At 38.2% G+C, this 23,710-nt stretch carries 27 protein-coding genes and 1 other RNA gene; 5 read left to right on the top strand and 23 right to left on the bottom strand.

Annotated elements, in window-relative coordinates; genetic code table 11:
- Positions 1 to 53: 53 nt before the first annotated feature.
- The gene (locus tag AC6UDE_RS05160; RefSeq protein WP_500696816.1) at positions 54 to 743 is read right to left on the bottom strand and encodes a ComF family protein; all 690 of its coding nucleotides are present in this window, start codon (positions 741 to 743) and stop codon (positions 54 to 56) included.
- Positions 736 to 2,052, bottom strand: coding sequence for an ATP-dependent helicase ComFA (locus AC6UDE_RS05155; protein ID WP_500696902.1), 1,317 nt, complete (start codon positions 2,050 to 2,052; stop codon positions 736 to 738). The genes AC6UDE_RS05160 and AC6UDE_RS05155 overlap by 8 nt, the downstream gene beginning before the upstream one ends.
- A 70-nt stretch (positions 2,053 to 2,122) precedes the next feature.
- Between AC6UDE_RS05155 and AC6UDE_RS05150 the strand changes: the two genes are divergently transcribed.
- Positions 2,123 to 2,755 (top strand): YigZ family protein, encoded by a 633-nt coding sequence (locus AC6UDE_RS05150; RefSeq protein WP_500696815.1) that lies wholly within the window; start codon positions 2,123 to 2,125, stop codon positions 2,753 to 2,755.
- 29 nt (positions 2,756 to 2,784) lie between these two features.
- Here AC6UDE_RS05150 and AC6UDE_RS05145 read toward each other — a convergent pair whose 3' ends face one another.
- The gene (locus AC6UDE_RS05145) at positions 2,785 to 3,936 is read right to left on the bottom strand and encodes a glycosyltransferase family 4 protein (RefSeq protein WP_500696813.1); all 1,152 of its coding nucleotides are present in this window, start codon (positions 3,934 to 3,936) and stop codon (positions 2,785 to 2,787) included.
- 203 nt (positions 3,937 to 4,139) lie between these two features.
- Between AC6UDE_RS05145 and AC6UDE_RS05140 the strand changes: the two genes are divergently transcribed.
- Both AC6UDE_RS05140 and lrgB read left to right on the top strand, forming a co-directional pair.
- Positions 4,140 to 4,562, top strand: a complete 423-nt coding sequence (locus AC6UDE_RS05140) for a CidA/LrgA family protein (protein WP_500696812.1) — start codon at positions 4,140 to 4,142, stop codon at positions 4,560 to 4,562.
- 6 nt (positions 4,563 to 4,568) lie between these two features.
- The gene (gene lrgB / locus AC6UDE_RS05135) at positions 4,569 to 5,306 is read left to right on the top strand and encodes an antiholin-like protein LrgB (protein ID WP_500696128.1); all 738 of its coding nucleotides are present in this window, start codon (positions 4,569 to 4,571) and stop codon (positions 5,304 to 5,306) included.
- A 53-nt stretch (positions 5,307 to 5,359) separates the two neighbouring features.
- On the opposite strand, the gene kimA is transcribed toward lrgB, so the two are convergent.
- The 20 genes from kimA to AC6UDE_RS05035 all read right to left on the bottom strand — a co-directional run bounded on the left by kimA (position 5,360) and on the right by AC6UDE_RS05035 (position 21,058).
- Positions 5,360 to 7,195, bottom strand: coding sequence for a potassium transporter KimA (kimA, locus tag AC6UDE_RS05130; protein WP_500696129.1), 1,836 nt, complete (start codon positions 7,193 to 7,195; stop codon positions 5,360 to 5,362).
- A 149-nt stretch (positions 7,196 to 7,344) separates the two neighbouring features.
- The gene (groL, locus tag AC6UDE_RS05125) at positions 7,345 to 8,970 is read right to left on the bottom strand and encodes a chaperonin GroEL (protein WP_500696130.1); all 1,626 of its coding nucleotides are present in this window, start codon (positions 8,968 to 8,970) and stop codon (positions 7,345 to 7,347) included.
- A gap of 34 nt (positions 8,971 to 9,004) precedes the next feature.
- Positions 9,005 to 9,289: a co-chaperone GroES gene (groES, locus tag AC6UDE_RS05120; RefSeq protein WP_500694454.1), complete on the bottom strand. Its 285-nt coding sequence runs from the start codon at positions 9,287 to 9,289 to the stop codon at positions 9,005 to 9,007.
- A 144-nt stretch (positions 9,290 to 9,433) separates the two neighbouring features.
- Positions 9,434 to 10,069 (bottom strand): redox-sensing transcriptional repressor Rex, encoded by a 636-nt coding sequence (locus AC6UDE_RS05115; protein ID WP_010021811.1) that lies wholly within the window; start codon positions 10,067 to 10,069, stop codon positions 9,434 to 9,436.
- A gap of 151 nt (positions 10,070 to 10,220) precedes the next feature.
- A complete protein-coding gene (gene tsaD, locus AC6UDE_RS05110; RefSeq protein ID WP_500696811.1) occupies positions 10,221 to 11,249 on the bottom strand; it encodes a tRNA (adenosine(37)-N6)-threonylcarbamoyltransferase complex transferase subunit TsaD in 1,029 nt (342 codons plus the stop codon).
- A gap of 20 nt (positions 11,250 to 11,269) precedes the next feature.
- Positions 11,270 to 11,866 carry a ribosomal protein S18-alanine N-acetyltransferase gene (gene rimI, locus AC6UDE_RS05105; protein ID WP_500696132.1) on the bottom strand — a complete coding sequence of 199 codons (597 nt, stop codon included), beginning with the start codon at positions 11,864 to 11,866 and terminating at the stop codon, positions 11,270 to 11,272.
- Entirely contained in the window at positions 11,850 to 12,575 is a 726-nt protein-coding gene (gene tsaB / locus AC6UDE_RS05100; RefSeq protein WP_500696810.1) for a tRNA (adenosine(37)-N6)-threonylcarbamoyltransferase complex dimerization subunit type 1 TsaB, read from the bottom strand. The genes rimI and tsaB overlap by 17 nt, the downstream gene beginning before the upstream one ends.
- 1 nt (position 12,576) lies before the next feature.
- A complete protein-coding gene (locus AC6UDE_RS05095; RefSeq protein ID WP_500696134.1) occupies positions 12,577 to 13,344 on the bottom strand; it encodes an acyl-[acyl-carrier-protein] thioesterase in 768 nt (255 codons plus the stop codon).
- A 16-nt stretch (positions 13,345 to 13,360) separates the two neighbouring features.
- Entirely contained in the window at positions 13,361 to 14,242 is an 882-nt protein-coding gene (gene rsmI / locus AC6UDE_RS05090; RefSeq protein WP_500696809.1) for a 16S rRNA (cytidine(1402)-2'-O)-methyltransferase, read from the bottom strand.
- Positions 14,243 to 14,247: 5 nt separating this feature from the next.
- On the bottom strand, positions 14,248 to 14,574 hold the full coding sequence (locus AC6UDE_RS05085) for a DNA replication initiation control protein YabA (protein WP_500694460.1): 327 nt from the start codon (positions 14,572 to 14,574) through the stop codon (positions 14,248 to 14,250).
- Complete coding sequence (holB, locus tag AC6UDE_RS05080; protein ID WP_500696808.1) at positions 14,571 to 15,611, bottom strand: DNA polymerase III subunit delta'; 1,041 nt, start codon at positions 15,609 to 15,611, stop codon at positions 14,571 to 14,573. Before holB ends, AC6UDE_RS05085 begins: the two co-directional genes overlap by 4 nt.
- Positions 15,612 to 15,623: 12 nt before the next feature.
- Positions 15,624 to 15,950, bottom strand: a complete 327-nt coding sequence (gene darA, locus AC6UDE_RS05075) for a cyclic di-AMP receptor DarA (protein WP_500694462.1) — start codon at positions 15,948 to 15,950, stop codon at positions 15,624 to 15,626.
- Between the two features lie 11 nt (positions 15,951 to 15,961).
- A complete protein-coding gene (gene tmk, locus AC6UDE_RS05070; protein ID WP_500696807.1) occupies positions 15,962 to 16,612 on the bottom strand; it encodes a dTMP kinase in 651 nt (216 codons plus the stop codon).
- A gap of 97 nt (positions 16,613 to 16,709) precedes the next feature.
- Positions 16,710 to 16,928 (bottom strand): YaaL family protein, encoded by a 219-nt coding sequence (locus AC6UDE_RS05065; RefSeq protein WP_500694464.1) that lies wholly within the window; start codon positions 16,926 to 16,928, stop codon positions 16,710 to 16,712.
- 37 nt (positions 16,929 to 16,965) lie between these two features.
- Positions 16,966 to 17,565: a recombination mediator RecR gene (gene recR, locus AC6UDE_RS05060; protein WP_500694465.1), complete on the bottom strand. Its 600-nt coding sequence runs from the start codon at positions 17,563 to 17,565 to the stop codon at positions 16,966 to 16,968.
- A 14-nt stretch (positions 17,566 to 17,579) separates the two neighbouring features.
- Entirely contained in the window at positions 17,580 to 17,897 is a 318-nt protein-coding gene (locus AC6UDE_RS05055) for a YbaB/EbfC family nucleoid-associated protein (protein ID WP_500696169.1), read from the bottom strand.
- Between the two features lie 14 nt (positions 17,898 to 17,911).
- Complete coding sequence (gene dnaX / locus AC6UDE_RS05050; protein WP_500696806.1) at positions 17,912 to 19,720, bottom strand: DNA polymerase III subunit gamma/tau; 1,809 nt, start codon at positions 19,718 to 19,720, stop codon at positions 17,912 to 17,914.
- Between the two features lie 132 nt (positions 19,721 to 19,852).
- Positions 19,853 to 19,939, bottom strand: an RNA gene (ffs, locus tag AC6UDE_RS05045) — signal recognition particle sRNA small type.
- A 50-nt stretch (positions 19,940 to 19,989) separates the two neighbouring features.
- Positions 19,990 to 20,451 carry a tRNA adenosine(34) deaminase TadA gene (gene tadA, locus AC6UDE_RS05040; protein WP_500696805.1) on the bottom strand — a complete coding sequence of 154 codons (462 nt, stop codon included), beginning with the start codon at positions 20,449 to 20,451 and terminating at the stop codon, positions 19,990 to 19,992.
- Positions 20,444 to 21,058: a class I SAM-dependent methyltransferase gene (locus tag AC6UDE_RS05035; RefSeq protein WP_500696804.1), complete on the bottom strand. Its 615-nt coding sequence runs from the start codon at positions 21,056 to 21,058 to the stop codon at positions 20,444 to 20,446. The genes tadA and AC6UDE_RS05035 overlap by 8 nt, the downstream gene beginning before the upstream one ends.
- Before the next feature lie 159 nt (positions 21,059 to 21,217).
- Here AC6UDE_RS05035 and nrdH point away from each other — a divergent pair, with 159 nt between their 5' ends.
- Together nrdH and nrdE are read left to right on the top strand one after the other, a co-directional pair.
- Positions 21,218 to 21,448, top strand: a complete 231-nt coding sequence (gene nrdH / locus AC6UDE_RS05030) for a glutaredoxin-like protein NrdH (protein ID WP_500694469.1) — start codon at positions 21,218 to 21,220, stop codon at positions 21,446 to 21,448.
- A gap of 79 nt (positions 21,449 to 21,527) precedes the next feature.
- Positions 21,528 to 23,693 (top strand): class 1b ribonucleoside-diphosphate reductase subunit alpha, encoded by a 2,166-nt coding sequence (gene nrdE, locus AC6UDE_RS05025; protein WP_500696803.1) that lies wholly within the window; start codon positions 21,528 to 21,530, stop codon positions 23,691 to 23,693.
- Positions 23,694 to 23,710: the final 17 nt, after the last annotated feature.

The raw sequence follows: 23,710 nt of genomic DNA, 5'->3' as shown, positions 1-23,710 counted from the left end.
AACGAATCTCTTATAACTATTATAAATTCTAATCGATTAAATAACAATCAATACTAACGTGCAAGGGTAATACTTGAGACTTTCTTAACCCCATACGAATATAACAGTTTGGCCGCTAAGTGCAGGGTGGTTCCAGTCGTATACACATCATCAATCAAACAAACCTTTCTCCCACGTAGGTTATTAGTTGACCACTCCGGCTCAACGTAAAATGGTTGTTTTAAGTGCATCCTATCAAATTTATCTTTTTTAGACTGGGGTAAGCCCTTTTTTGACACCGCTCCTAAGACCCTTTGATATTTTATACCAGTTAACCAGCCCTCAACCTGATTAAACTTTCGCACTTCAAACGTTTTCTTACTAATTGGGATGGGAACAATCATACCGCCGTCGTTATGGGCAAATATAAAAGACTGAAACTGACTTTGAAATAGTCGCCTTAACCGATAATCGCCCTGAAACTTGTACCGAGCCATGTAATCATTCACTTCATCGTATGGAAACAACGCGTGGTTAATTAATTTGGGACCAGATTGATCTTCCCAAATCTTACAATCATCACACAACTCTAATTTTGCTTGCTGCTTGCCACAATCTGGACACGCCGTTTTTAAATCAATGGGACAAAAAAGTTTTTGACATTCATCACACATAATTGGCGGGACAAAGGAACGAAAACTTAAAATAAAGGAAATGCTCACATCACTTCTAATAATTTGATTACACCATACACATTTATTCATGACTTTTTAATTTCATCCCTCTGCGATTCATAGCCTTAATCTCATTTTGGGCGCTAGTAATTCGTCTTGAAAAACTGCCCACAAAAAAATCAATGTTACCGGTCGGTCTGGTCCTTTTTCGACCCACTCTTCCTGCCATCTGAACTAATGACGACGTAGAAAAGACCTCATCGTCAGCCCCCAGTACCATTACATCAATATCTGGAAACGTCACTCCTCGTTCTAAGATGGTCGTAGTCACTAAAAATAACACTTGCTGGTTACGCATGGCTTGAACCTTTTCCATTCGTTTCTTGTCAGCAGAATAAACACATTCCCATACCTTTGGACCACGGATTTGTTTGCTTAAAATCCGATCAACCACCGGTAAATCTTTAATCTTAGGAACAAACAATAAAAATCTTCTTCTAATTGCAACGTTACGCTGACACATTTTAATTAATTGATGGGGTAACCTTCCCTTTGATAATTGCATCCGCCATTTTCTTGACAAGTGAACTTTAATCACGGGCAATAAATGACCATGAAACCTGATCGGCAAATAACTCATATCTCCATTTCCACGCGTGATTTGGGTTCTCAGTCGTTTACTTGGAGTGGCACTTAACATGATTCTTTGTCCCGTAGTCTTTAAGGCATGCTTTACGGCAAACTCCAGGCTAACGTTGTTAACGAATGGAAACGCATCAACTTCATCAATAATCAATAAATCAAAAGCATGAAAGAAACGCATGAGTTGGTGGGTCGTACAGACAGTTAGTTGACAATATCGGTAATCATCCTTACTTTTACCATGTAATAAAACCATATCAAGGTTAGAAAAAGCCGCTTTAAGACGCGGATAAAGTTCCGAACACACGTCAACTCTGGGAGAAGCAATGGCAATTCGAAATTTACGTTTAATTGCCCATGTTAATACCGGAAAAAGCATCTCGGTCTTACCAGCGCCAGTAACCGCCCACAGTAGATGATCACGGTGATGTTTTACTGATTCAATCATCCTTAACGCACAGTCTTTTTGATTTACAGTTAGCGTCCCATCCCAAGTCAAAACATTACTTGGAACCACAAAACGATTTGTTTCTAGGACACTAACCAGTTTCATCGACGAATCAATTCGCCCCATTTCGATGCAATTGGGGCAGTAAAAAATATGATTGGGAAGTTCACATTTTGATTTTTCACAATTGAATCCACATCGGTTACAATGAATAGTAGTTTGATTAACCGTTACCGCTAATTCAAAATTAAGAAGTGGATCACTTAAAAGTATTGGATCAATCAAAGTGCTTGGCGTAAGTCTTCCCATTAGTTCTTTTTGATCTTTGATCATTGACTATCCGCCTCCATTTTTAAATACGAAGAACAGGAATAATTTAATGCAAAATTCTTTTTTAACCATTAAACAAGCTGGTCAAAATGAAATTATTATCAAAAAATCAAAGTTTATTGCTTCCGTATCTCGTGTCACGGACGAAGCGAGTGCTCAAGCATTCATCGCCAGTATCAAAAACCAAAATAAAAAGGCCAACCACAATTGTTTTGCCTATGTTATTGGCCCAAATGATGATGTCCAGCGAGAAAGTGACAACGGCGAACCCAGTGGGACTGCCGGGATTCCAATCCTGGATGCCATTAAAAACATGGAGCTTCACGACACAGTAATCGTAGTAACAAGGTACTTTGGTGGCATCAAACTAGGTGCTGGTGGCCTAATTCGAGCATATAGTAACTCGGCATCGGATGTGATTGAAAGGGTTGGAATTAGTAAAATGACGCTTAAAACTGCACTTACTATTTCAGTATCCTATAAGTTAAATGATAAACTCCAATATTTTCTTAAACAAAATAATTTACCAATTACTAACGTTGAATATGGCACTAGTGTTCAAGTAAGTACCGCTATTTCAAATCATACGATTGATAATTTCAAAACAAAAATCAACAATTTGCTTGCAGGAGACGTTCAATTCAAGATTGGTAAGGAAGCCTATTTTGAGAGTCCAATTTAGTCTAAAAAGAGTAGTTCAACTTCAATGAACTACTCTTTTTTGTTTGGTTTAGTTTTATGTTTTGCCTTGGTTTTAGTGATTTCGGTTTCGTGATTAGCCTTACTGGTTGTTCCAGTCACAACGCGTTTAATCAAATTAAGCAAGGGTTGCCGGTTCTTTCCGACTAATCCAATGGCTTCCACAAAAAGCTCAATCCCAATCAAAGTGGCAACCGTCAACAACACTGATCCCCAGAAACTGGACAATGGATAGAGTAAAGAGATGAAAGCGAAAATTAACGCAATTCCGTAAATCACCAAAACCGTTTGTCGATGGGTCAAGCCAATCTGCATCAACCGATGATGTAAATGGTGCTTATCAGCGTGAGAGATAGGCTGTTTGTTCAAAATCCGCCGTAAAATTGCATAAGCGGTATCCGAGATTGGAACTCCCAAAATCACAACGGGAATAATGACTGATATGAAGGTGGCGTTTTTAAGACCTTGTAAGGAAAAAACCGAGATCATAAAGCCAATTAATAGGGATCCCGTATCCCCTAGATAGATTCGAGCTGGGAAAAAATTATACGGTAAAAAACCCAAACAGGAAGCGGCAAAGGTAAAAATCATGATTGACACGTAAACGTTACCGACGTTTAAAAAGAATAAGCCAATGATTCCCATGGTAGTCAGAGCAATAATGGCAATCCCCGTTGCTAGTCCATCCAGTCCATCGATTAAATTAATTGAGTTCGTAATCCCGAGAATCCATATCCAGGTAATTGGTAGACTTAACCATCCCAGACTAACATCACCAAAGAATGGGAGCGTGATAGAACTCATCTGAATGCCCGCAAAAATGTACACCCATAGTGCTGCTAGTGAGATCCCAATCACCTTTTGTCGTGGCTTCAATTCAAAAATATCATCAATGACCCCCGTCATAATGATAATAATTTCTCCGCCCAGAATTCCCCACAACTTACTAGATGGAATTTGGTTTCGCAAAAAAACGCAAGTCGTAATGGTATAAGCAATAAAAATTGCCAGACCACCCAACGTTGGCATTGGAATTTTATTTACACGTCTTTTATTCGGTTTATCAATGGCGCCAATTTTGAATGCTAAAATTCTGATAAAAGGGGTTAAAACCGCCGACATTATCATCGTTGCAAACAAATAGACGAATATTTCAAATTTCAATTAAGTATGGCCTTCCACGATTAAGTTTATATTCAATTATACAAACGGAAAATAACAAACACAAGCTTCCCTTTATTTAATTTAATGATAATTAAATCTAATGATAACAATTAAAATTTTGGTTTGTTTTTTAGTTCATTTCATATATTATATTAAATATAGAAATAGCTAAATCAATCACATACTTTTGAAAGGAGTCAAACATGCAAAATAAAGAAGAAAAATCTCAAAAAGATGCTCCATTGTTAACTCAACTCGGTATCTTTGGGGTCATTTTATTCGTCTCAAGTCTAATCTCAGCACTCTTTCCAGCCAACTTTCCAGTTCCAACCCCAGTAATTGGGTTGGTGATATTATATTTGTTATTGACCTTTAAAGTCATTAAACCAGAACAGGTCGAAAAGGTCGGATCATTTTTTATTGGAATCCTAGGATTCCTTTTCGTCCCTTCTGGAATTCAATTAGCGGCCTCCCTCGACATTATGAAACATTCTGGCGTCAAACTAGTGATTATGATCATTATTTCGACAGTCGTCATGTTGGTGTCGGTGGCTTTAGTTGCTACTTTTTTGATATGGGCCCGCAATAAAATTTTTGGCAAAAAACAAGACATTGATAAGGAGTAACCAAATATGCAAACGGAACTATTAAAATTTTTAGGCAATCCAATGTTTGGAATTGCTCTATCATTGGTGGTCTATCTGATTGGATCATTTCTATTTAAAAAATTTAACGGCTTTTTTCTTTTTCAACCATTATTTGTTGGGATGGTGCTCGGAATTTTTGTTCTCTGGTTAATGAGCAAAGCAACGGGGATTAACATTACCTGGATTTACACCAACTTGTATAAGCCAGGTGGTGATATTATTTTTTGGTTCCTCTTCCCTACCACGATTGCTTTCGCAGTCCCACTCTTCAAGCGAAACGACATCGTGAAAAAGTACTGGTTTGAAATTTTGTTATCACTAATAATCGGTTTAACCATTTCGGTAATCATCATGTACTTTGTCTCCAAGTTAATTGGATTAAACAAGTCGGAAATTGCTTCCATGCTTCCGCAGGCTGCCACTACCGCAGTTGCAATGCCAATCGCCCAAGGCATTAACGGTGTGCCAGCAATTACCGCTATGGCATGTATTTTAAACGCTGTTATTATTTACGCACTTGGCGACTGGATCATTAAAATATTCAGATTGAAGAACCCCATCGGAATTGGATTGGGGCTTGGAACGGCAGGACACACCCTTGGATCAGCTAAAGCCCTTGAACTTGGTGAAGTTCAGGGCTCCATGGCTGCGATTGCGGTGGTCATTATTTCGGTGGTCGTTGATATCATCGTCCCACTATTTGCTCATATTGTGCACCTTTAAATCCAAATCAAAAAAGCTAGGCTATGTTTAACATAGCCTAGCTTTTTGTTCTATTATTCACTTAAATGATAGTTATACGTCGATACAATGATGTCCTGACGTGAATTCAAGGCACTTCTTAATCGAACAGCGGTCTGATTATGAAGGACTTGTTGCCAGTAGTGTTTTGGTACAAACTGAGGAACCAAAACCGTCGTAGTATAATTGCGATCCTCATCCTGTTTCGCAATAACATCACAGAAACGAAGCACTGGATCGACAACCGAACGATACGAAGTATGAATATCGACAAATCGAATGTCTGGATACTCTTCCTTAAACTTCGTTGAAATTTTCTCTTCTTTTTGCGGATTATCGGCAAACGAAACGTGCATGGCAATGACATTGTCACCAATCGATCTCGCATAGTTAATTGCTTGTCTAGTAACTTGGGTAACATTTCCCACTAACACGATTACCGTTGAACCAGCATAGGTATGATTCTCATAATTCGGATCAGTTGAAATACGAAGCTGCTCAGCAATTCGCTGATAGTGAAGATGAATTTTATAAAACATCAAAAGGAGCAACGGCATGATAATGAGATATGGCCAAACGTTTGCAAAATGAAGTGCAAACAGGAAGAAGACTAACATCACTGAGATGAACGCTCCAATAAAATTAATGACAGCCTTCACCGGCCACAAGCCATCTTTATTTCTGAACCAGTGAACAATCATTCCAGATTGAGACAACGTAAATGGAACAAACACACCAACAGCATAGAGTGGAATTAAGAGATTAGTTTTACCTTTAAAGAGGACAATTAAAACAATCGCACCTAAAGCTAACGAAATAATTCCATTTGAATAACCTAGTCGGTCACCCTTATCCAGGTAGGCATGTGGCAAATATTTATCTTTAGCCATGTTGTAGGCCAAAATTGGAAAGGCAGAGAAACCAGTGTTAGCAGCAACAGCTAAAATCAAGGCAGTTGCAAGCTGAAGTAAGTAGTACATGATTCCGTGACCAAAGACATTGGTACCAATCTGTGATAAGACGGTATCTTTAGCGTTAGGAATAACTCCCATGTAGTAACTTAGAAAGGTAATCCCAGCAAAGAAGATTCCTAAAATAATGGCCATGATACCTAATGTATTGGCAGCGTTCTTTCGTTTTGGTTGTTTAAAGTTTGGAACCGCATTACTAATGGCTTCAACTCCAGTTAACGATGCTGAACCAGATGAGAATGCCTTAAAGAATAATACCAAGGTCATTCCCTTAACTGAGGTATTCAGTGGAGCATACGCATGATAAGTAATTTTATTAGTTAAAATATTATAAGCACCAACAATGATTAAAATGATAATCATCACAATAAATAGATACACTGGAATAACCAGGAATGAAGCTGAATCATGCATTCCACGAAGATTCAAAATCATGATAAATATTACAATTAAGATTGCAATCGGAACCTGATAATTATATAGCGCAGGGATGGCAGAAGTAATCGCTTCAGTCCCAGAAGTCGTTGAAACGGCAACCGTTAACATATAATCAACTAATAGGGACCCACCAGCAACTAAACCAGCAGTGTCACCCCAATTGGTTCGAGCAACAACGTAGGCACCTCCACCAGATGGATAAGCATAAATAATCTGTCGATAAGATAATGTGATTGCGGCTAACAGAACCAACACTAGTAGTGCGACCCACATTTGATACATTAATGCCGCGGTCGATAAGGTAATCAAAACGGCAGTAATCTGTTCAGTACCATAAGCAACTGATGATAAGGCATCAGATGATAGCAAAGCTAAACCTTTGAACTTAGTGAGAGATTGACCAGAGCCTTCCGTTGTCTTAAGCGGACGTCCAATAATTAATCTTTTTAAATACCGCCACATTTAATCCATACTCCTTTAATATGTCATATTTAACCTAGTAAAACCGTAATTTTAAAGTCAAATGCAATTGTACTACATTAAACTAGATAATTCATCATAATTGGAAATAAAAAAGAGTCCATTCGGACTCTTTTTTATTAAAACTTAAATTACATCATTCCACCCATTCCAGGTTGTTGTGGAGCAGCTGGTTGATCATTATCATTTTTTGGTTGTTCGGCAACAACAGCTTCAGTAGTTAATAGAAGAGCTGAAACAGATGCAGCGTTTTGAAGTGCTGAACGGCTTACCTTAGTTGGGTCAACGACACCAGCTTTGATCATGTCTTCGTACTTGCCAGTCAATGCATTGTAACCAATGCCTGGTTTTTCGTCTTTCAAATGATCAACAATAACTGAACCGTCAATCCCAGCATTTTCAGCAATTTGTCTTACTGGTGCTTCTAGGGCTTTAACAACAATGTTAACTCCAGTTGCTTCATCACCTTCAGCGGGGATTTTAGCAACGTCATTCAAGATGTTGATAAAGGCTGTACCACCACCGGGCACAAATCCCTCTTCAACAGCGGCTCTAGTAGCATTCAAAGCATCTTCAATTCGGTACTTACGTTCTTTAAGTTCAGTTTCAGTGGCTGCACCAACTTTGATAACAGCAACTCCACCAGCCAGCTTAGCTAAACGTTCCTTCAACTTATCACGGTCAAAGTCAGAATCAGTGGCATCAATTTGTTGTTTGATTTCATCAATTCGTTTGTCGATAGCTTCTTTGCTACCCTTACCTTCAACGATAGTTGTGCTGTCTTTAGTAACGTTAACCTTATTAGCTTGACCTAACTGATCAATGGTAGTGTCTTTTAGATCTAATCCAAGATCAGAAGTAATTACAGTACCACCAGTCAAAGTAGCGATGTCTTGGAGTTGTTCTTTACGACGATCACCAAAGCCGGGAGCCTTAACAGCTACAACATTAAAGGTTCCACGCATCTTGTTCAAAACTAAGGTTGGAAGAGCTTCTCCACCAATATCATCAGCAATGATCAAGAGTGAACGACCTTGTTGTACGACTGATTGAAGTAATGGCAAAATGTCTTGGATATTAGTGATTTTCTTGTCAGTAATTAAAATGTAGGGATTATCTAGGTTAGCTTCCATTTTTTCTTGGTCGGTAACCATGTATTGTGACATGTATCCACGATCAAATTCCATACCCTCAACAACGTCTAAACTAGTGTCAACACCACGTGATTCTTCAATCGTAATAACACCATCATTACCAACTTTTTCCATTGCGTCGGCAATCAAATTACCAACCTTTTCGTTAGCTGATGAGATTGAAGCAATTTGAGCGATATCTTCCTTGCTAGTTACTTGGTGACTCATCTTGTGAAGACTGTCAACGGCTGTTCTAGTAGCCTTTTCGATTCCTTGACGAACTCCAACGGGATTAGCACCAGCAGTAACGTTCTTCATACCCTCTTTAACGATTGCTTGGGCAAGAACAGTAGCAGTAGTAGTACCATCACCGGCAACGTCATTGGTTTTAGAAGCAACTTCAGATACTAACTTAGCACCCATATTTTCAAAGTGATCTGGAAGGTCAATTGCTTTAGCAATGGTAACACCATCATTTGTGATTGTTGGATCTCCAGCTTTTTCTTCTAGAACAACGTTACGTCCCTTTGGACCCATAGTTGTTTTTACAGTGTCAGCTAACTTGTCAACACCATTTAACATTGAATTTCTAGCATTTTCAGAAAACTTAATTTCTTTAGCCAATATTATCACCTCATATTAATTAATTTATTTTTTATTATTTAACGATTGCAAGCAAATCTTTTTCGTGCATTACAAGGTATGGAGTACCATCATATTCAACCTTTGTCCCTGCATACTTATCAAACATGACCATGTCGTCTTCTTTAACAGAAGGGGCAACTTTTTGTCCGTTATCAAGAACTCGACCCTCGCCTACAGCGACAACTTTACCCATCTGTGGTTTTTCTTTAGCGTTATTTGCTAAAACAATTCCACCGACGTTTTTTTCTTCTGGTTCTTGCACTTCGACAATTACGCGATCTCCTAATGGTTCTAACACGTTAATCCCTCCAATAAATATCTTTATTAAATTTTAGCACTTGCACTTATCAAGTGCTAACTTACATTCTTAATATATTATTTTTTCACAACTAATGCAAGAACTTTGCCCGATAAAAATAAAAAAGCATCCAGAATTGGATGCTTAATCTTTATCATAATGATCAATAAAATAGATCAATGTTTGCAGTTCATTAGTTAAATCAACATTATGAACTCTAATTTCCTTTGGAACCGATAATCGGACTGATGTGAAGTTTAAAATTCCTTTTACACCCGCTTTGGCAACTTGATCAGCAACTTGTTGAGCAACTTTACCAGGAACTGTGAGAATCACAACGCTGATTTGTTGATCTTTAAGCTGTTTTACCAATTGATCCATTGGGTAAATTGGAACCCCACCTTGAATGGTATTAACATTTTTAGGATTAACGTCAAAAGCAGCGGAAATTCTAATATTACTATCCATGTGGAAGTTAAAATTCAAAAGGGCATGACCCAAGTTACCAACACCAATCAATGCTACATTGGTTAATTGATCTTGGTTCAAGATCTTCTTGAAAAATTCTAGTAAACTGTCTACGTCATATCCATAACCTCGCTTACCAAGGGCACCAAAATATGAAAAGTCACGACGAATTGTAGCAGAATCCACTTGAATTGCGTCGGCCAATTCATTTGATGATATTCGTTTCTTTCCACCGTCATGTAAAATATTTAAATAACGATAGTAAAGCGGCAATCGTTTCGCGGTTGCACGTGGAATTTTTGTCTCAGCCATTTTCAAATCTCCTATTATTATTGTCGAGATTAATAAGTCACAAAATTAATTCTAACATAAAGAAATTGTTTGTGAAATAATATAAAAATGAAATCAGCTGAAAAGCCCCACAGGGCAGGATAAATTAATTTAATAATTTGTTGTTAACGATTTATTTTTCATTTTGAGCCCACTCAAATTCTAATCCTGGATCAGCATTTAGTGAAGCTTTTCCTTTTTCCTGATGGTGCTGCATTGCCGCTGCAGCAGCTCCTATCATGGCTGCATTATCTCCACACAACTTAAGCGGAGCCTTGACAAATTCCACATTTTCCTTACTGGCAATCGCATCTAGTCGATTTCTAATGCCCTTATTCGCGGCAACTCCGCCAGCTAAAATAAACTCTTTTACAGGATAATTTTCAAGCGCACTTTGTGATTTTTTTGCCAAAACGTCCACTACGGCAGCTTCAAAGCTAGCAGCTAAATCGTTTTTATTTAGAGTCTTTCCAATCTGATCGGCATGGTGAACGATATTGATAAAAGCACTTTTAAGTCCGCTAAAACTAAAATCATAATTACCATCTGATTCCATCGCGCGTGGAAAATTAAAAGTATCCTTTCCCTTTTGAGCCATTTTGTCAACGGTTGGACCAGCTGGATAATTAATTCCTAAAACTCTCCCAATTTTGTCAAACGCTTCACCTGCGGCATCGTCTCTAGTCTCACCGATGATCTCAAACTTACCTTCTTCGGGCATAAAAACAAGCTCCGTATGACCACCAGATACCACAAGTGCCATTGCCGGAAACTCAATTGGCTTAATAAAGTTAGTAGCATAAATATGTCCTGCAATGTGATTAATTGGAATGAGGGGTAGATGATGAGCCCAAGCTACCACTTTGGCAGCGGTGACTCCAATCAAAAGTGCCCCAACCAATCCTGGGCCATAGGTCACAGCTACCGCCGTTAAATCATCGTATGTGACGTTTGCACGTTTCAAAGCATCATTTATACAAATGGTAATCTCTTCAATATGATGACGACTAGCCACTTCTGGTACCACACCACCAAATCGCTGATGACTTTTAATCTGAGTTGCAACGACGTTTGATAAAATTTCTTTACCATCCTTGATAACAGCAACACTTGTTTCATCACAACTACTCTCAAACGCCAAGATCACACTATTATCTTGCATTAATACTCACCCGTCTCTAACTATCTTCCAAAATTATTTGGTGCCACTTTTTGCTTGGATAAATCCAGTTTCATTACCACAGCATCTTCACCATCATTATAGTAATCTGGATCAATTCCAACCTGAACAAACCCAAGATCCCGATTCAAATCTTGAGCTTTAATATTTCCTAATCGAATTTCGATTGAAACACTTTTAAGTCTCATCAGTCGGGCTCTTCTGATAACCATGGTAAGCAAAAAATATCCCAATCCGCGATTTTGGAATTTGGGTAACACCGCAATATTTTCAACGTGACAATTCTTACTATCACGAGAAATCGAACAACCGACAAAAGCAATCAATTCGTCGGCTTTCCTAATTACCAAGTATAAACTGTTTTTGTGCTTTTTTAGATCATTTAGGAAACGTTCTCGATCCCAAGCTGCCTTTTTGTCGTAAACCTCTTCTTCAACATTCACAATGTCAGGGATGTCAGTAATAGAACCCTTGCCAAAATAGTAATCGACTCCATTCACATCAACAATGTGATTTTTAATCTGAAGTCCACGCTGAATCTTAGCTTCTTCCTTTTTTTTAACGTTCTTTTTTAACCATGCCTCAATTTTCTTCAACATAAGACTCGTTTTCCCTCCCCGGGTTTAACTTTTGCCAGTCTGCTTGTGCTTTGGTTAAACGAAGATAATTGGGATTAAAATTGTTAACATCAGCAACTGGTTCTTGCTTTTCCCCATAGATACCAATTTTAGCTGCCTGTGGCAGGTTATCAATTCCAGTCATATATTTGAAATCTTTCCCGAAATGTTGTTTTAAGCGCTCGGAAAAATGATCAACATCACTTCCAACGAATACGATGGGCTCATCAAACTTGTCCAGTTCGGTCATCCACTTATCAAAATTAACGTGTTGATCTTTAATTACCGACTCGGGACCACGATCGGAAGTCCGGTACAGACCAGTAAACAAATTATCGTTTCTACCATCAAATAAGGGCACTACCAACTGGTCGTGTTTTTGCACGTTTAAAACAAGCGCCATGAGACTTGAAATGCCAACCAAATCAATATTCAATGTATCGGCCAAAACTTTTCCAACCGTGGTGGCAATTCTAATCCCAGTGTATGAACCAGGACCATTACTTACGACTACCCGATCCAGATCTTGTGGAGTTAAATTGGCATACTTAACCAACTTTTCAACCACCGGCATTAAGTATTCAGCATGTTTTCTATGCGTTGTCATCGTGGTTGTTGCTAGCACCTGTTCGTCTTTTAAAACTGCCACAGTTAATGGTTGATTAGAGGTATCAACTGCTAAAACGTGCATATCATTTACTTCCTTCTTTATTCAGCTTCTTCCATTTAATTTCGGCAATCGATTTAGTATCATCGTTGACCGAAATATCGTGGATCGATTGAATTTGATCACCGGTCTTAATGAGTTTGCTTCGACTTACGACCGGATCACCATATGTAACTTCATCTTCATACTTAATACTTACTTGCTTTGGAACGTGAGTTGCCAAAAAATCATAGGATAAATCATCAACCATCCATCCAATGTATTTGGCATTATTGACATGAGAATTCCAATCAATGTCAGTAAAACGAACGTGATACTCAGTCTTCATAAGATTTTGTTCATCATGAATTTGAGGAATCTTTCTTAACCGTTGAATCCTTCTTACTCGATCACAGTGATAAGGAGTAATCATATCTTCCTCTAATCGAACCATTTTCCTAGATTTAATGTCCATCATAACCCACAAACTGCCAACATGAACTAATTCATTGCCGTCAACGTCTCTAACCCAGAATTCACGGTACGCAAAGTACTTAGTGTACGAAGTTCCCCTCGTTTGAACCTGAATCTTTTCATGAACTTTAGGAAGACGCGTAATATCCATGTCGGTTTGAACAACAACCCAAGTTACGCCATGTTCAATCACATGTCTGGTACTTACACCGAGTGCTTTTGCTTGGTCCTGTGAAATCATAATGATCACGTCAATTAACATTGAAAGAGTAATGTTACCCAGTAAATTGGTTTCATAGTACTCAACTACATGATCTTCAGAAAAAATATCTCCAGTCATCTTAATTCCTCTTATCTTATTCTATGTGGTGGTATTGATTATAAACATCCTGACGGACTAACCCATTTTGCTTAGCGACTTGCTTAATCGCGCCATTTGGCTTTTCACCGTTACTAATTAATTGATCAACCTGCTCGTAAACCGACAATTGAGCTTCATTTTGCTTCTCTTCATGAAGTTTAAACCCGGCTGGATTCCCAGAAACTAGAATGACAAACTCTCCTCTAATTTCATTTTGTTTGGACCATTCCACTAAATCGTCAAGACCACCACGAACGTATTCTTCAAACTTTTTAGTGAGCTCTCTTGCAAGCACTGCCTGCCGATTGCCAAAAACCTTTTGCATGTTTAAGAGCGTCTTTTTAAGTCGATGAGGCGCTTCATAAAAAATCAAGGTCGGATATTCTTGTGCTAAAATCTTTAGTTCATCAACCTGCTCTTTGGGTTTCCGTTTTAAAAATCCATAAAACAAAAACGGTTGAGGTTTAAGTCCTGAAGCAATTAAACTAGTAAGGCCAGCGTTTGGTCCCGGAATGCTTATCACGGAAATATCATGTTCAATGCACTGCTTTACTAATTCACGTCCAGGATCACTAATTGAAGGCATTCCTGCATCACTGACTTGTGCAATTGAAATCCCATTGATTAATTTTTCGACTAATTCAGGTGCTCGTTGTTCAGTATTATGCTCATGAAAACTAATTTGTTTGGTCGTAATATCAAAATGATTTAAAAGTTTCTGGGTATTCCTCGTATCTTCAGCGGCAATCAAATCAACATCTTTTAAAATATTGATGGCTCTAATCGTCATATCATCAAGATTACCAATTGGTGTAGGAACCAGATATAAACTGCCCTTGTTATGATCTGCAAAACTTTTTTGAACTGATAAATCCAATGGAATTACCTTTCTCCGTAAATGATATCGGTACAAAACATACAACTACTATTACTGTTACGCCGTTTTCCATAAAACTGTGTGCAAACATGAAATCCTTCGTTATACAATTTTTCCAAGTTTTTCTTGGACATCGAAAGTTGCTGCTTCTTTTTGTTTTTCCCATCTTTTCCCGAAATTAACTCTCGAAGATGTTCATTTTCAATCTTCAGTTCTGAATTTTCCTCGATGACTTTATCAATTTCATCCCGAAGATCACCAATTTTTTCACTCATTAATTCCGATTGTGATTCCAAATTATTAAATTCTTCGTTAACATCTGATTCTTTCAATCGACTTTTGCTCCTCCTTCAATGACTGCTAAACATTTCAGGGTAATAACCTCCAAAATATTTTGGAAGCTAACGTTTAGATCTTGTTTTTTGGCACTGTTCAAGACCGTTGTGATGATTTCAATTAATTGATCATCTGATAACCGGTTAGCCATCTGTTTCAAAAGGGAATACTGATCACCAAACCCTAAACTATCAGGCTTTAATTCCCTAAACTTGACATCAAAGACATCCTTAAAAATTTGATAAATCATTTTTAAAGTCATCTGTTGTTCAAACCGACCCGTTATATTAGGCATAAAGCTAATTTGAACGCTCGTAAAAGCGCGATAATCATCATTAACTAATTCATTAAACCAGTGCTCAACTATCTCTTTAACCTTGTTAAACCAACCGTCTTCAAGCATTTTATCAATTGAAGATAAGTCCTCAGTTAATTCTAAAATAAGATTACTAGACGTTTTCGATAACCCTCTATCAGTTACGTACTTAATCAAGTTATCTTCGTTAATTTTTGGAAATTCTACTAACTGCGTTCTAGATATGATGGTTGGTAATATCTTTCGATAGTCATTGGTAAGTAAAAAGGAATTAACTTGCCCATTTGGCTCTTCGATAAACTTCAAAAGACTATTAGCAGCACTAGTAGTCATCGTATCGGCCCCGTCAATAATGAAAACCTTCTTGTTTCCTTCAACCGCACTTTTAGAAAATTCATGTTTTAAATGTCGAATTGAATCAACTTTGATACTTCTGCCATCGGGTTTGATCATCACCACATCAGGATGTTCGTCTTCTGCGATCCGGACACACTCATTACAGATGCCACATGGCATGCCATTTTGAACGTTATTACAAAACAAACGCATTGCAATCGTCTTTGCAACCGCTAATTTTCCCAAACCATCCGAACCCGAAAAAAGATACGAGTGACTGAGATCTTGAGCCGAAATAACGCCCATAAAGTGTTGTGTTAAAGTAGCTTGTTTTTGGGTAGCCTGTTTAATTATGGTCTGAGCTAAAGTTTCTTCTACCATTATATTAACTAACTAGAAGCGATTTAATGATTCCATTGGCAAAATCATAACCGTTGCTCCTCCAACCTGAACTTCAACCGGATAAGACGTCTCACTAATGCTTCCAGCTAAACTAACCGGTGGTGTCATGTATTGTTTTCTAGTTTCACAGGTTGTTTTAATGATATCCAAAATCTCGTCGACCTTATCATCTTTAGCTCCAATCAAATAAGTGACGTTTTTAGCCTTCAAGAATCCACCTTTAGTGGATAATTGGGTTGCTTGGATCTTATGTTTGATGAATTCAGATTGTAATTTGGCTGCATCCTTATCTTGGACAATTGCAATAATTAACTTCATAACTGATCCTCCTATTTACTTTCGCTAAAATATCTAGCTGCTCTCTTATACAATACGGAAATGACCTGATCTGCTACTTGTTCAATTGGCTTAGTAGCATCAACCTTAATAACCCGCTTGGGATCCTGCTTAGCAATTTCATCATAAGCTTCATGAACCCGAACATAAAAATCGTGTTCTTGAAGATCCAAACGATTAACTTCCCCACTCCGATGTTCAGCAATGCGATCTAATCCAACGTCCACTGGGACGTCAAAATAAATGGTGGTATCGGGCATTAAACCCTCAGTAGCAAACTGATTCATTGATAAAACGGCGCTTTCACCAAGTTCTCGGCCCGCTCCTTGATACGCAATTGAACTGTCAAGATAGCGGTCGCACAAAACTAATTGACCGGACTTTAAAGCTGGCAAAATAGTTTTAACTAAATGCTCTCTTCTGGCCGCCGCAAACAAAAGCGCCTCACAACGGTCATCCATATCTGACTCGTTTTTATTCAAAATTATCTGCCGAATTTGCTCGGAGACTTGGTTCCCACCTGGTTCACGAGTAGTTAGCAATTGGTCTTTAAGCATTGGTTTAATTTTATCAACCACCTGATTTAAAACGGTGGTTTTTCCAGCACCATCAGTGCCTTCAAATGTAATAAATTGTCCATTCATATTAGATTCAGTCCCAGCATTTTTGCTATTTTCATTGTACTTTAAGTTATATTTATTGTCTATTTAAAAAGCCAGCTAGGATCTAGCTGGCTTACGTTTAGTTTTCATATACTGACGGTTGAATCCGATCATTTTTAATGTTTCGTTTTCGTGCTTGCCGATACATAAACATGTATTTTTGCTTTGTAAGCATCGTTTGTGCAAATAAGTGACTGTCCGTTTCGGAAACAGCTTGTTCAGTTTGCACAGCCTGATCCCAATCATTTTTTAAAAAATTGATGGTATCAAGCAATTGGTCATCATAATTTTGCTTCATAGAACTATATCTAAATAATGAAAACATCGTTCATCCCTCACATTTCGGTGCGTCCAGAAACTGCCTTTGAAAGGGTCATCTCATCTGCATATTCAATATCACTTCCGACTGACAGTCCATGAGACAATCTGGTAACTTTAATGCCTGCTGGCTTAATTAACTTTGCCAAATACATTGCCGTTGCTTCTCCCTCGGGAGTGGCATTAGTAGCAATGATGACTTCTTTAACTTCTTCGTTTTTTTGCAGTCGTTTGATTAAAGAGCTGATATTGATGTCTTCAGGACCCTTCCCCTCAATTGGGGAAAGCACTCCGTGTAAAACGTGATAAAGACCATTATAATCCTTCATTTTTTCCATCGTCATCACATCTTTAGACTGTTCCACTACCATAATCTTACTTTGATCACGACTTTCATCGGTACAGATCTCACAGGGATCGGTCTCGGTGATATTGCCGCAAATTGAACAAAAACGCAAATCATTCTTAGTTGAAGTTAAGGCATCCGCAAAGTTTTTTACATCGGTTTTATTCATATCAACCGTATAAAATGCCAATCTAGTGGCGGTCTTTCTGCCAATTCCTGGCAAATGCATGTAACTATCGATTAGCTTAGCAATTGGTTCTGGGTATTGCATTTAAATCCCTTCTTCTACATACCTGGAATATTCATTCCCTTGGTATACTTTCCCATCTTATCTTGAGTGGTCTTTTCAATCTGTGAAAGTGCATCGTTAACCGCACTGATCACTAGATCTGAGAGCATGTCTGGATCGTCTGGATCAATGGCCTCTGGTTTGACGTTCATGTCCTTCATCTTGCGGTCACCAGTAAAGGTAACGGTCACCATATCTTCTGGAGCTTTTCCAGTGAATTCACTCTTCTCAATTTCTTCTTGTTCATTTTGCATTTGTTGTTGCATCTTACGAGCTTTTTGCATCATCTTTCCCATGTTCATTCCGTTCATAATTATTCTCCTTTTAATTAATCATCTTTAACATCAATTATATCATCACCAAACATCTGCTTGGCAGTATTAACCGAATCATTGTTATCTTTATCTTTGGTCGTCTCAGTTTGTTCTTGTTTTTCGTAAGCTTTATTCGTATTAGAAGTCATCTTTTCTGACTTGGAGTTTGAACGATTTTTTTCATTATGAGACCGGTGATTTTTAAGGTAATCACTTCTAAGTTGTGGCCATTCATCATTTGGTACAAACACCACCATTGGAACAAATCCTAAAATACGATCAAGGCCATTTTGAAGTGCATCCATCAAATCACCATCGGTTCCAGCCTTCTGATACAAAAAACCATAATCAAAGGCAACAACAACTCCTTTATCACTCGCAGCAACTGGGTTTGAGACATGCATAACGGCTCGTTGCGTGACCGACAACGACTGAAGTAATTCCTGCCAGATATCCTGATAGGTAGTCAGATCTTTTCTAGTGGCCTTTTCTAGGATATCGTAAACTTTCGTCAAATTAACTCGGACCTGTTTGGTGGAATCATAATGAGAAGAATCAGCGATTGGCTTAGATTTAGTGGACTTGGATTGCTTATCCTCATTAGTTGACTGTTTTATAGTCGAAGCATTTCCCAGTTCCGACCTTAACTCACTAACTTGATTTTGCAGTTCGGACAGTTGCTTTTTTAAAACTTTCGTATCCTTATCATCGCTTTTTGATTCGTTATCTGGGTCACTTTCTTTTTGATTTGCCAGTTTAACCGTTAAAATATCCAAATAAACATCGGGATGAGACGAATAACGCATCTGACTTTGAACGTCACTCATAATTTCAACGTAATGATATATTAGATTACTATCCACCTTATCAGCAATCGTCTTAAAATTGTCGCCTAAAAGTCCAAGTTCGCTCTTTTGGACCATTTCTGGATCCTGATGATATAACAAAATGTTCTGACAATAATCAATTAAGTCCTCAATAAACTGATTAGCATCTTTGCCGTCATCAAGAATTTCTTGAACCATTTTTAAACCCGTCGAAACGTCTGAATTAAAAACGGCCTCAAAGTACGACTGAATTCGATCCCTGGTGACACTACCAGTGACTGACAAGGCACTTTCATATGTCACCTTATCATTACTGTAGGAAAGAGCTTGGTCAAGGATACTAAGTGCATCACGCATCCCACCCTCAGCACTTTTAGCGATTACCTTTAGCGCCTTGTCATCGTACTCAATGCCCTTTTTTGAAAGGATGTATTCCATTCGTTGCAGGATATCACTAGCCTTGATTCGCTTAAAATCAAAACGTTGTGTTCGCGAAATGATGGTAGCAGGAATCTTTTGGGGTTCAGTGGTAGCCAATATGAAAATGACGTGCTCCGGCGGCTCTTCTAGTGTTTTAAGCAAGGCATTGAAGGCCCCCGTCGACAACATATGCACTTCATCAATGATATAAACTTTATATTTACCTTCCGTTGGGGAATACTTCGCCTTATCGCGAATATTTCTGATCTCTTCGACCCCATTATTAGAAGCAGCATCAATTTCAATGACATCATTAAACGCACCCTTATTAATTGCTAAGCACGTTTCACACTCATTACAGGGTTCTCCATCCTTTAAATTAGGACAGTTAACTGCCTTGGCCAAAATTTTAGCGGCGGAAGTCTTTCCTGTTCCACGCGGACCCGTAAATAAATACGCATGACTAATCTGGTTAGTTATCAATGCGTTTTTTAAAGTCTTAGTGATGACTGGCTGCCCAACAATTTCATCAAATCTTTGTGGACGCCAGGTCCGATATAGTGCTTGATAACTCATGAAATGCTTCCTTTCACTGAAAATTGATACCATTAATTATTATATCTTGAAAATTGACGAAATGCTAATAACTTTAAACGACATTTTGTCCAAAAAAAATCTCCCAGTCAAACGACTAGGAGTTTAATTTCTAAAAACGAGAAGCACAAGGCAAAAGATACTTAGTGCTGCTTCCTTCCGGACCTGACACGGTTCGTAAGTCTGCCCTTGCTTCAGGGCCTTACGGCATTAATTATCATAACCGAAAAATCCACAAATGTCTAGGAATATTACCGTGATTTGCGTTTATCTTTAAAGAATTTCTTCATCATATTACCAGATTGGCTGGCTTTCAATCCACTTGTCACTTGAACCTGATGGTTTTGTCTTGAATCATTCAGGGTGTGATAAAGACTTTCAACGGCTCCTGCTTTTTCATTTTTTGCTCCATATACTAACCTTTTAATTCTGGTATTAATGATCGCACCAGCACACATTAAACAGGGTTCAACCGTCACGTACATCTCACAATCATTTAAACGCCAACTTTTTAAATTGATACACGCTTCTTCAATCGCAATGATTTCAGCATGCTCGGTTCCAATCTCCGTGTGTTCACGCAGATTATGTCCCCTTCCAACAATTTGACCGTCCTTAACGATCACTGCTCCAATCGGCACCTCCCCAATGACGTAAGCATGATTAGCTTCATTTAAAGCTTGGTCCATAAAATACGCATCATTTTCATTCATTTACGACTTCCTTTCTGCTCTTTAAAATGTAATATCCCTTATCCCGTTTAACGATTTGCACGTTACCAAAAACCTTATTCATTAACTTTTTAGCCGAAGGCGCTCCCTGTTTCTTTTGTAAAACAACCGTTAACGTTCCATCATTAATTAAGTGATTGTAAGAACCTGTAATCATTTCATCGACAACTTTTTTTCCGGCACGAACGGGCGGATTAGTTATAATGCCCGCATACTTTTGGGAAATATTCTGGTACCCATCAGAAGCAAAAATATCTACGTTATCAATCTGATTGAGATCTGCATTCTGTTTAGCCAGTTTTAATGCTAAATTATTGACGTCTACCATAGTAAAATGCCGTTCTGGATTTGTCTTGGCCAAAAACAGACCAATCGGGCCGTAACCACATCCCATGTCTAAGATTGCTCCCTGAGGCATTTCATTAACATCCACGTTATTAATTAACACCCTCGAACCATAATCCACGGTATTTTTAGAAAACACACCGTTGTCTGTCACAAAACTTAGCGTGGTTTTAAGTAAAGAAAAGTTCCAATGTTTTTCCTCATGTTTAACATCAGGATTTGCGGTATAATAAAAGTCGTTCAAAATTAATCACATCCTAAAAAAATAATATTTAAACCATAAACACTATATATAGCGTCTAATTCCTATCAATTTCACTATATATGGTGTTTTTTTCTGTTGAAAATTTCACTTTTTGAGAGTAAACTCATCAAGTGAAAGATATCAAGGAGATGAAACAAAATGAAAAAAATTACTGTATTTACCAAGAACAATTGTATCCAATGCAAGATGACAAAACGTTTCCTTAGCGAACACAACGTTGACTTCGTTGAAAAAAACACATCCGAAAATCCGGAATACGTCGCTTACCTGAAAGGTGAAGGCTTTCAAGCTGTTCCAGTTGTTGAGAGTCAAGCACTTGAAGCATTTAGTGGGTTTCAACCTGACCAATTAAAGAAACTAGTTGGTTAAATTTTTCATATTTATAGTATAGTACAAAACCAACGTTTCAGATATTTTGTACGACACGATTAAGGGAGAGTAATCCAATATGTCTTTAAAAGATTTGCACGATGTTACGTATTACGAACTAAATAATGAAATTAATATCCCTGTCGATGGCAGAATCCAATTGGAAAAAGATCAGGAAGCTTTAAAAGCCTTTTTCAAAGAAAACGTTAATCCAAATACCGTTAAGTTTGATTCTTTAAAAGATCGTTTTGATTATCTAATTAAGCATAATTACATTGAAGAGGATTTTGTAAATAAATATCCCTTTTCATTCATTGAAAAATTATACAAGTATTTGGAAAAACAAGATTTTCACTTCAAATCATTTATGGCTGCATACAAGTTTTATGCTCAATACGCCATGAAAACTGATGACAATTCCATGTACTTAGAAAGCTACATAGACAGAACCGCAATGAACGCCCTGTTTCTTGCTGATGGCGATCAAAAGCTTGCCATGGATCTTGCTGATGAATTAATTCATCAACGCTTTCAACCAGCCACTCCAACTTTTTTAAATGCTGGAAAGAAACGTCGGGGTGAGTTGATTTCGTGTTTTCTACTTCAAACCACCGATAACATGAATACCATCGGCCGTACCATTAATTCGGCCCTTCAGTTATCCAAAATTGGTGGTGGAGTTGGGATCAACCTTTCTAACCTTAGAGCGGCCGGCGACCCCATTAAACACATTCAAGGAGCAGCTAGCGGCGTTCTTCCAGTAATGAAGTTACTAGAGGATAGCTTTACCTATTCTAATCAATTAGGCCAAAGAAACGGTGCTGGGGTTGTTTATTTAAGTGTCTTCCATCCCGACATCATCGAGTTCTTAGGGGTTAAAAAAGAAAATGCCGACGAAAAAATTCGGGTTAACACTCTTTCCCTGGGTGTAGTTGTCCCAGATAAATTCTATGAACTAGCTAAAAACAATGAAGATATGTACTTATTTAGTCCGTACGACGTTGAAAGTGAGTATGGCGTTCCCTTTTCTTACGTCGATATCACTAAAGAATACGACAACATGGTCAACAACAAGAATATTCGCAAAAAGAAGATCAGGGCACGTGAACTAGAAACAGAAATTGGTAAGTTACAACAAGAGTCCGGCTACCCATACATTATCAATATCGACACCGCCAATCGCGACAATCCAGTTGATGGCAAAATCGTCATGAGTAACTTATGTACTGAAATTATGCAAGTCCAAACCCCGTCAATTGTTGATGATGAACAAAATTACGAACAGCTTGGAACCGATATTTCTTGTAATTTAGGGTCAACGAACGTTGTCAATTTGATGGCTTCTCCCGACTTCGGTAAATCAGTCGAAGCCATGGTCAAAGCTCTCACTTTTGTGACCGATCATTCATCAATTAACGTTGTTCCATCAGTCAGACGTGGCAATGAATTAAGTCACTCAATTGGTTTAGGAGCTATGGGTCTTCACTCTTATTTTGCTAAAAATCATATGTATTATGGTTCAAAAGAATCCATTGAATTTACCAGCACCTATTTCATGTTATTAAATTACTGGACCTTAAAGGCCTCAAATCAAATGGCCAAGGATCGCGGTAAGGTCTTTCATAACTTCGACAAGAGTAAGTACGCTGACGGTTCTTATTTTGATCAATACGTAAATAAAAGTTGGACGCCAACTTCCAAAAAAGTCAAGTCATTGTTTGATGGTGTCTTTATTCCAACTGAAAAAGATTGGGAAGATTTAAAGAAGTCAATCATGGAATATGGTTTGTACCACCAAAACCGAATGGCAGTTGCTCCAAACGGTTCCACCGCTTACATCGGTGATGCTACCGCTAGCCTGCACCCGATTGTTCAAAAAATTGAAGCCAGACAAGAGTCCAAAATCGGAACAATTTACTATCCGGCCCCCTACCTTTCTAATGACACCATTCCTTACTACGAATCAGCTTACGACACGGACATGCGAAAGGTGATTGACGTTTACGCCGCCGCTCAAAAACACGTCGATCAGGGAATGAGTTTGACTCTCTTCATGCGCTCAACCATTCCTGAAGGACTATACGAATGGAAAGACGGTCGAAGTAACAAAATGTCCACCAGAGATTTAACGATCCTTCGCAATTACGCCTACAAAAAGGGAATTAAATCGCTCTACTATGTTCGGACATTTACCGATGACAACACTGAAGTTGGTGCTAACGAGTGTGAAAGCTGTGTAATTTAATCTTTAGGAGGGAATTT

It is taken from the genome of Fructilactobacillus sp. X2R5C3, assembly GCF_059901325.1.
The sequence above is the reverse complement of the archived record's forward strand: the minus strand, read 5'-3'. Positions and strand labels throughout refer to the sequence as shown.

Coding starts and splice junctions, on each gene's coding strand:
- tadA (WP_500696805.1), bottom strand. CDS start 20,451: ATGAATGAAAATGATGCGTATTTTATGGACCAAGCTTTAAATGAAGCT.
- lrgB (WP_500696128.1), top strand. CDS start 4,569: ATGCAAACGGAACTATTAAAATTTTTAGGCAATCCAATGTTTGGAATT.
- tmk (WP_500696807.1), bottom strand. CDS start 16,612: ATGAATGGACAATTTATTACATTTGAAGGCACTGATGGTGCTGGAAAA.
- nrdE (WP_500696803.1), top strand. CDS start 21,528: ATGTCTTTAAAAGATTTGCACGATGTTACGTATTACGAACTAAATAAT.
- tsaB (WP_500696810.1), bottom strand. CDS start 12,575: ATGCACGTTTTAGCAGTTGATACCTCTAATCAACCATTAACTGTGGCA.
- AC6UDE_RS05155 (WP_500696902.1), bottom strand. CDS start 2,052: ATGGGAAGACTTACGCCAAGCACTTTGATTGATCCAATACTTTTAAGT.
- tsaD (WP_500696811.1), bottom strand. CDS start 11,249: ATGCAAGATAATAGTGTGATCTTGGCGTTTGAGAGTAGTTGTGATGAA.
- AC6UDE_RS05095 (WP_500696134.1), bottom strand. CDS start 13,344: ATGACTGGAGATATTTTTTCTGAAGATCATGTAGTTGAGTACTATGAA.
- recR (WP_500694465.1), bottom strand. CDS start 17,565: ATGCAATACCCAGAACCAATTGCTAAGCTAATCGATAGTTACATGCAT.
- dnaX (WP_500696806.1), bottom strand. CDS start 19,720: ATGAGTTATCAAGCACTATATCGGACCTGGCGTCCACAAAGATTTGAT.
- kimA (WP_500696129.1), bottom strand. CDS start 7,195: ATGTGGCGGTATTTAAAAAGATTAATTATTGGACGTCCGCTTAAGACA.
- AC6UDE_RS05150 (WP_500696815.1), top strand. CDS start 2,123: ATGCAAAATTCTTTTTTAACCATTAAACAAGCTGGTCAAAATGAAATT.
- nrdH (WP_500694469.1), top strand. CDS start 21,218: ATGAAAAAAATTACTGTATTTACCAAGAACAATTGTATCCAATGCAAG.
- AC6UDE_RS05140 (WP_500696812.1), top strand. CDS start 4,140: ATGCAAAATAAAGAAGAAAAATCTCAAAAAGATGCTCCATTGTTAACT.
- AC6UDE_RS05065 (WP_500694464.1), bottom strand. CDS start 16,928: ATGAAGCAAAATTATGATGACCAATTGCTTGATACCATCAATTTTTTA.
- holB (WP_500696808.1), bottom strand. CDS start 15,611: ATGGTAGAAGAAACTTTAGCTCAGACCATAATTAAACAGGCTACCCAA.
- AC6UDE_RS05115 (WP_010021811.1), bottom strand. CDS start 10,069: ATGGCTGAGACAAAAATTCCACGTGCAACCGCGAAACGATTGCCGCTT.
- darA (WP_500694462.1), bottom strand. CDS start 15,950: ATGAAGTTAATTATTGCAATTGTCCAAGATAAGGATGCAGCCAAATTA.
- AC6UDE_RS05160 (WP_500696816.1), bottom strand. CDS start 743: ATGAATAAATGTGTATGGTGTAATCAAATTATTAGAAGTGATGTGAGC.
- rimI (WP_500696132.1), bottom strand. CDS start 11,866: ATGTTGAAGAAAATTGAGGCATGGTTAAAAAAGAACGTTAAAAAAAAG.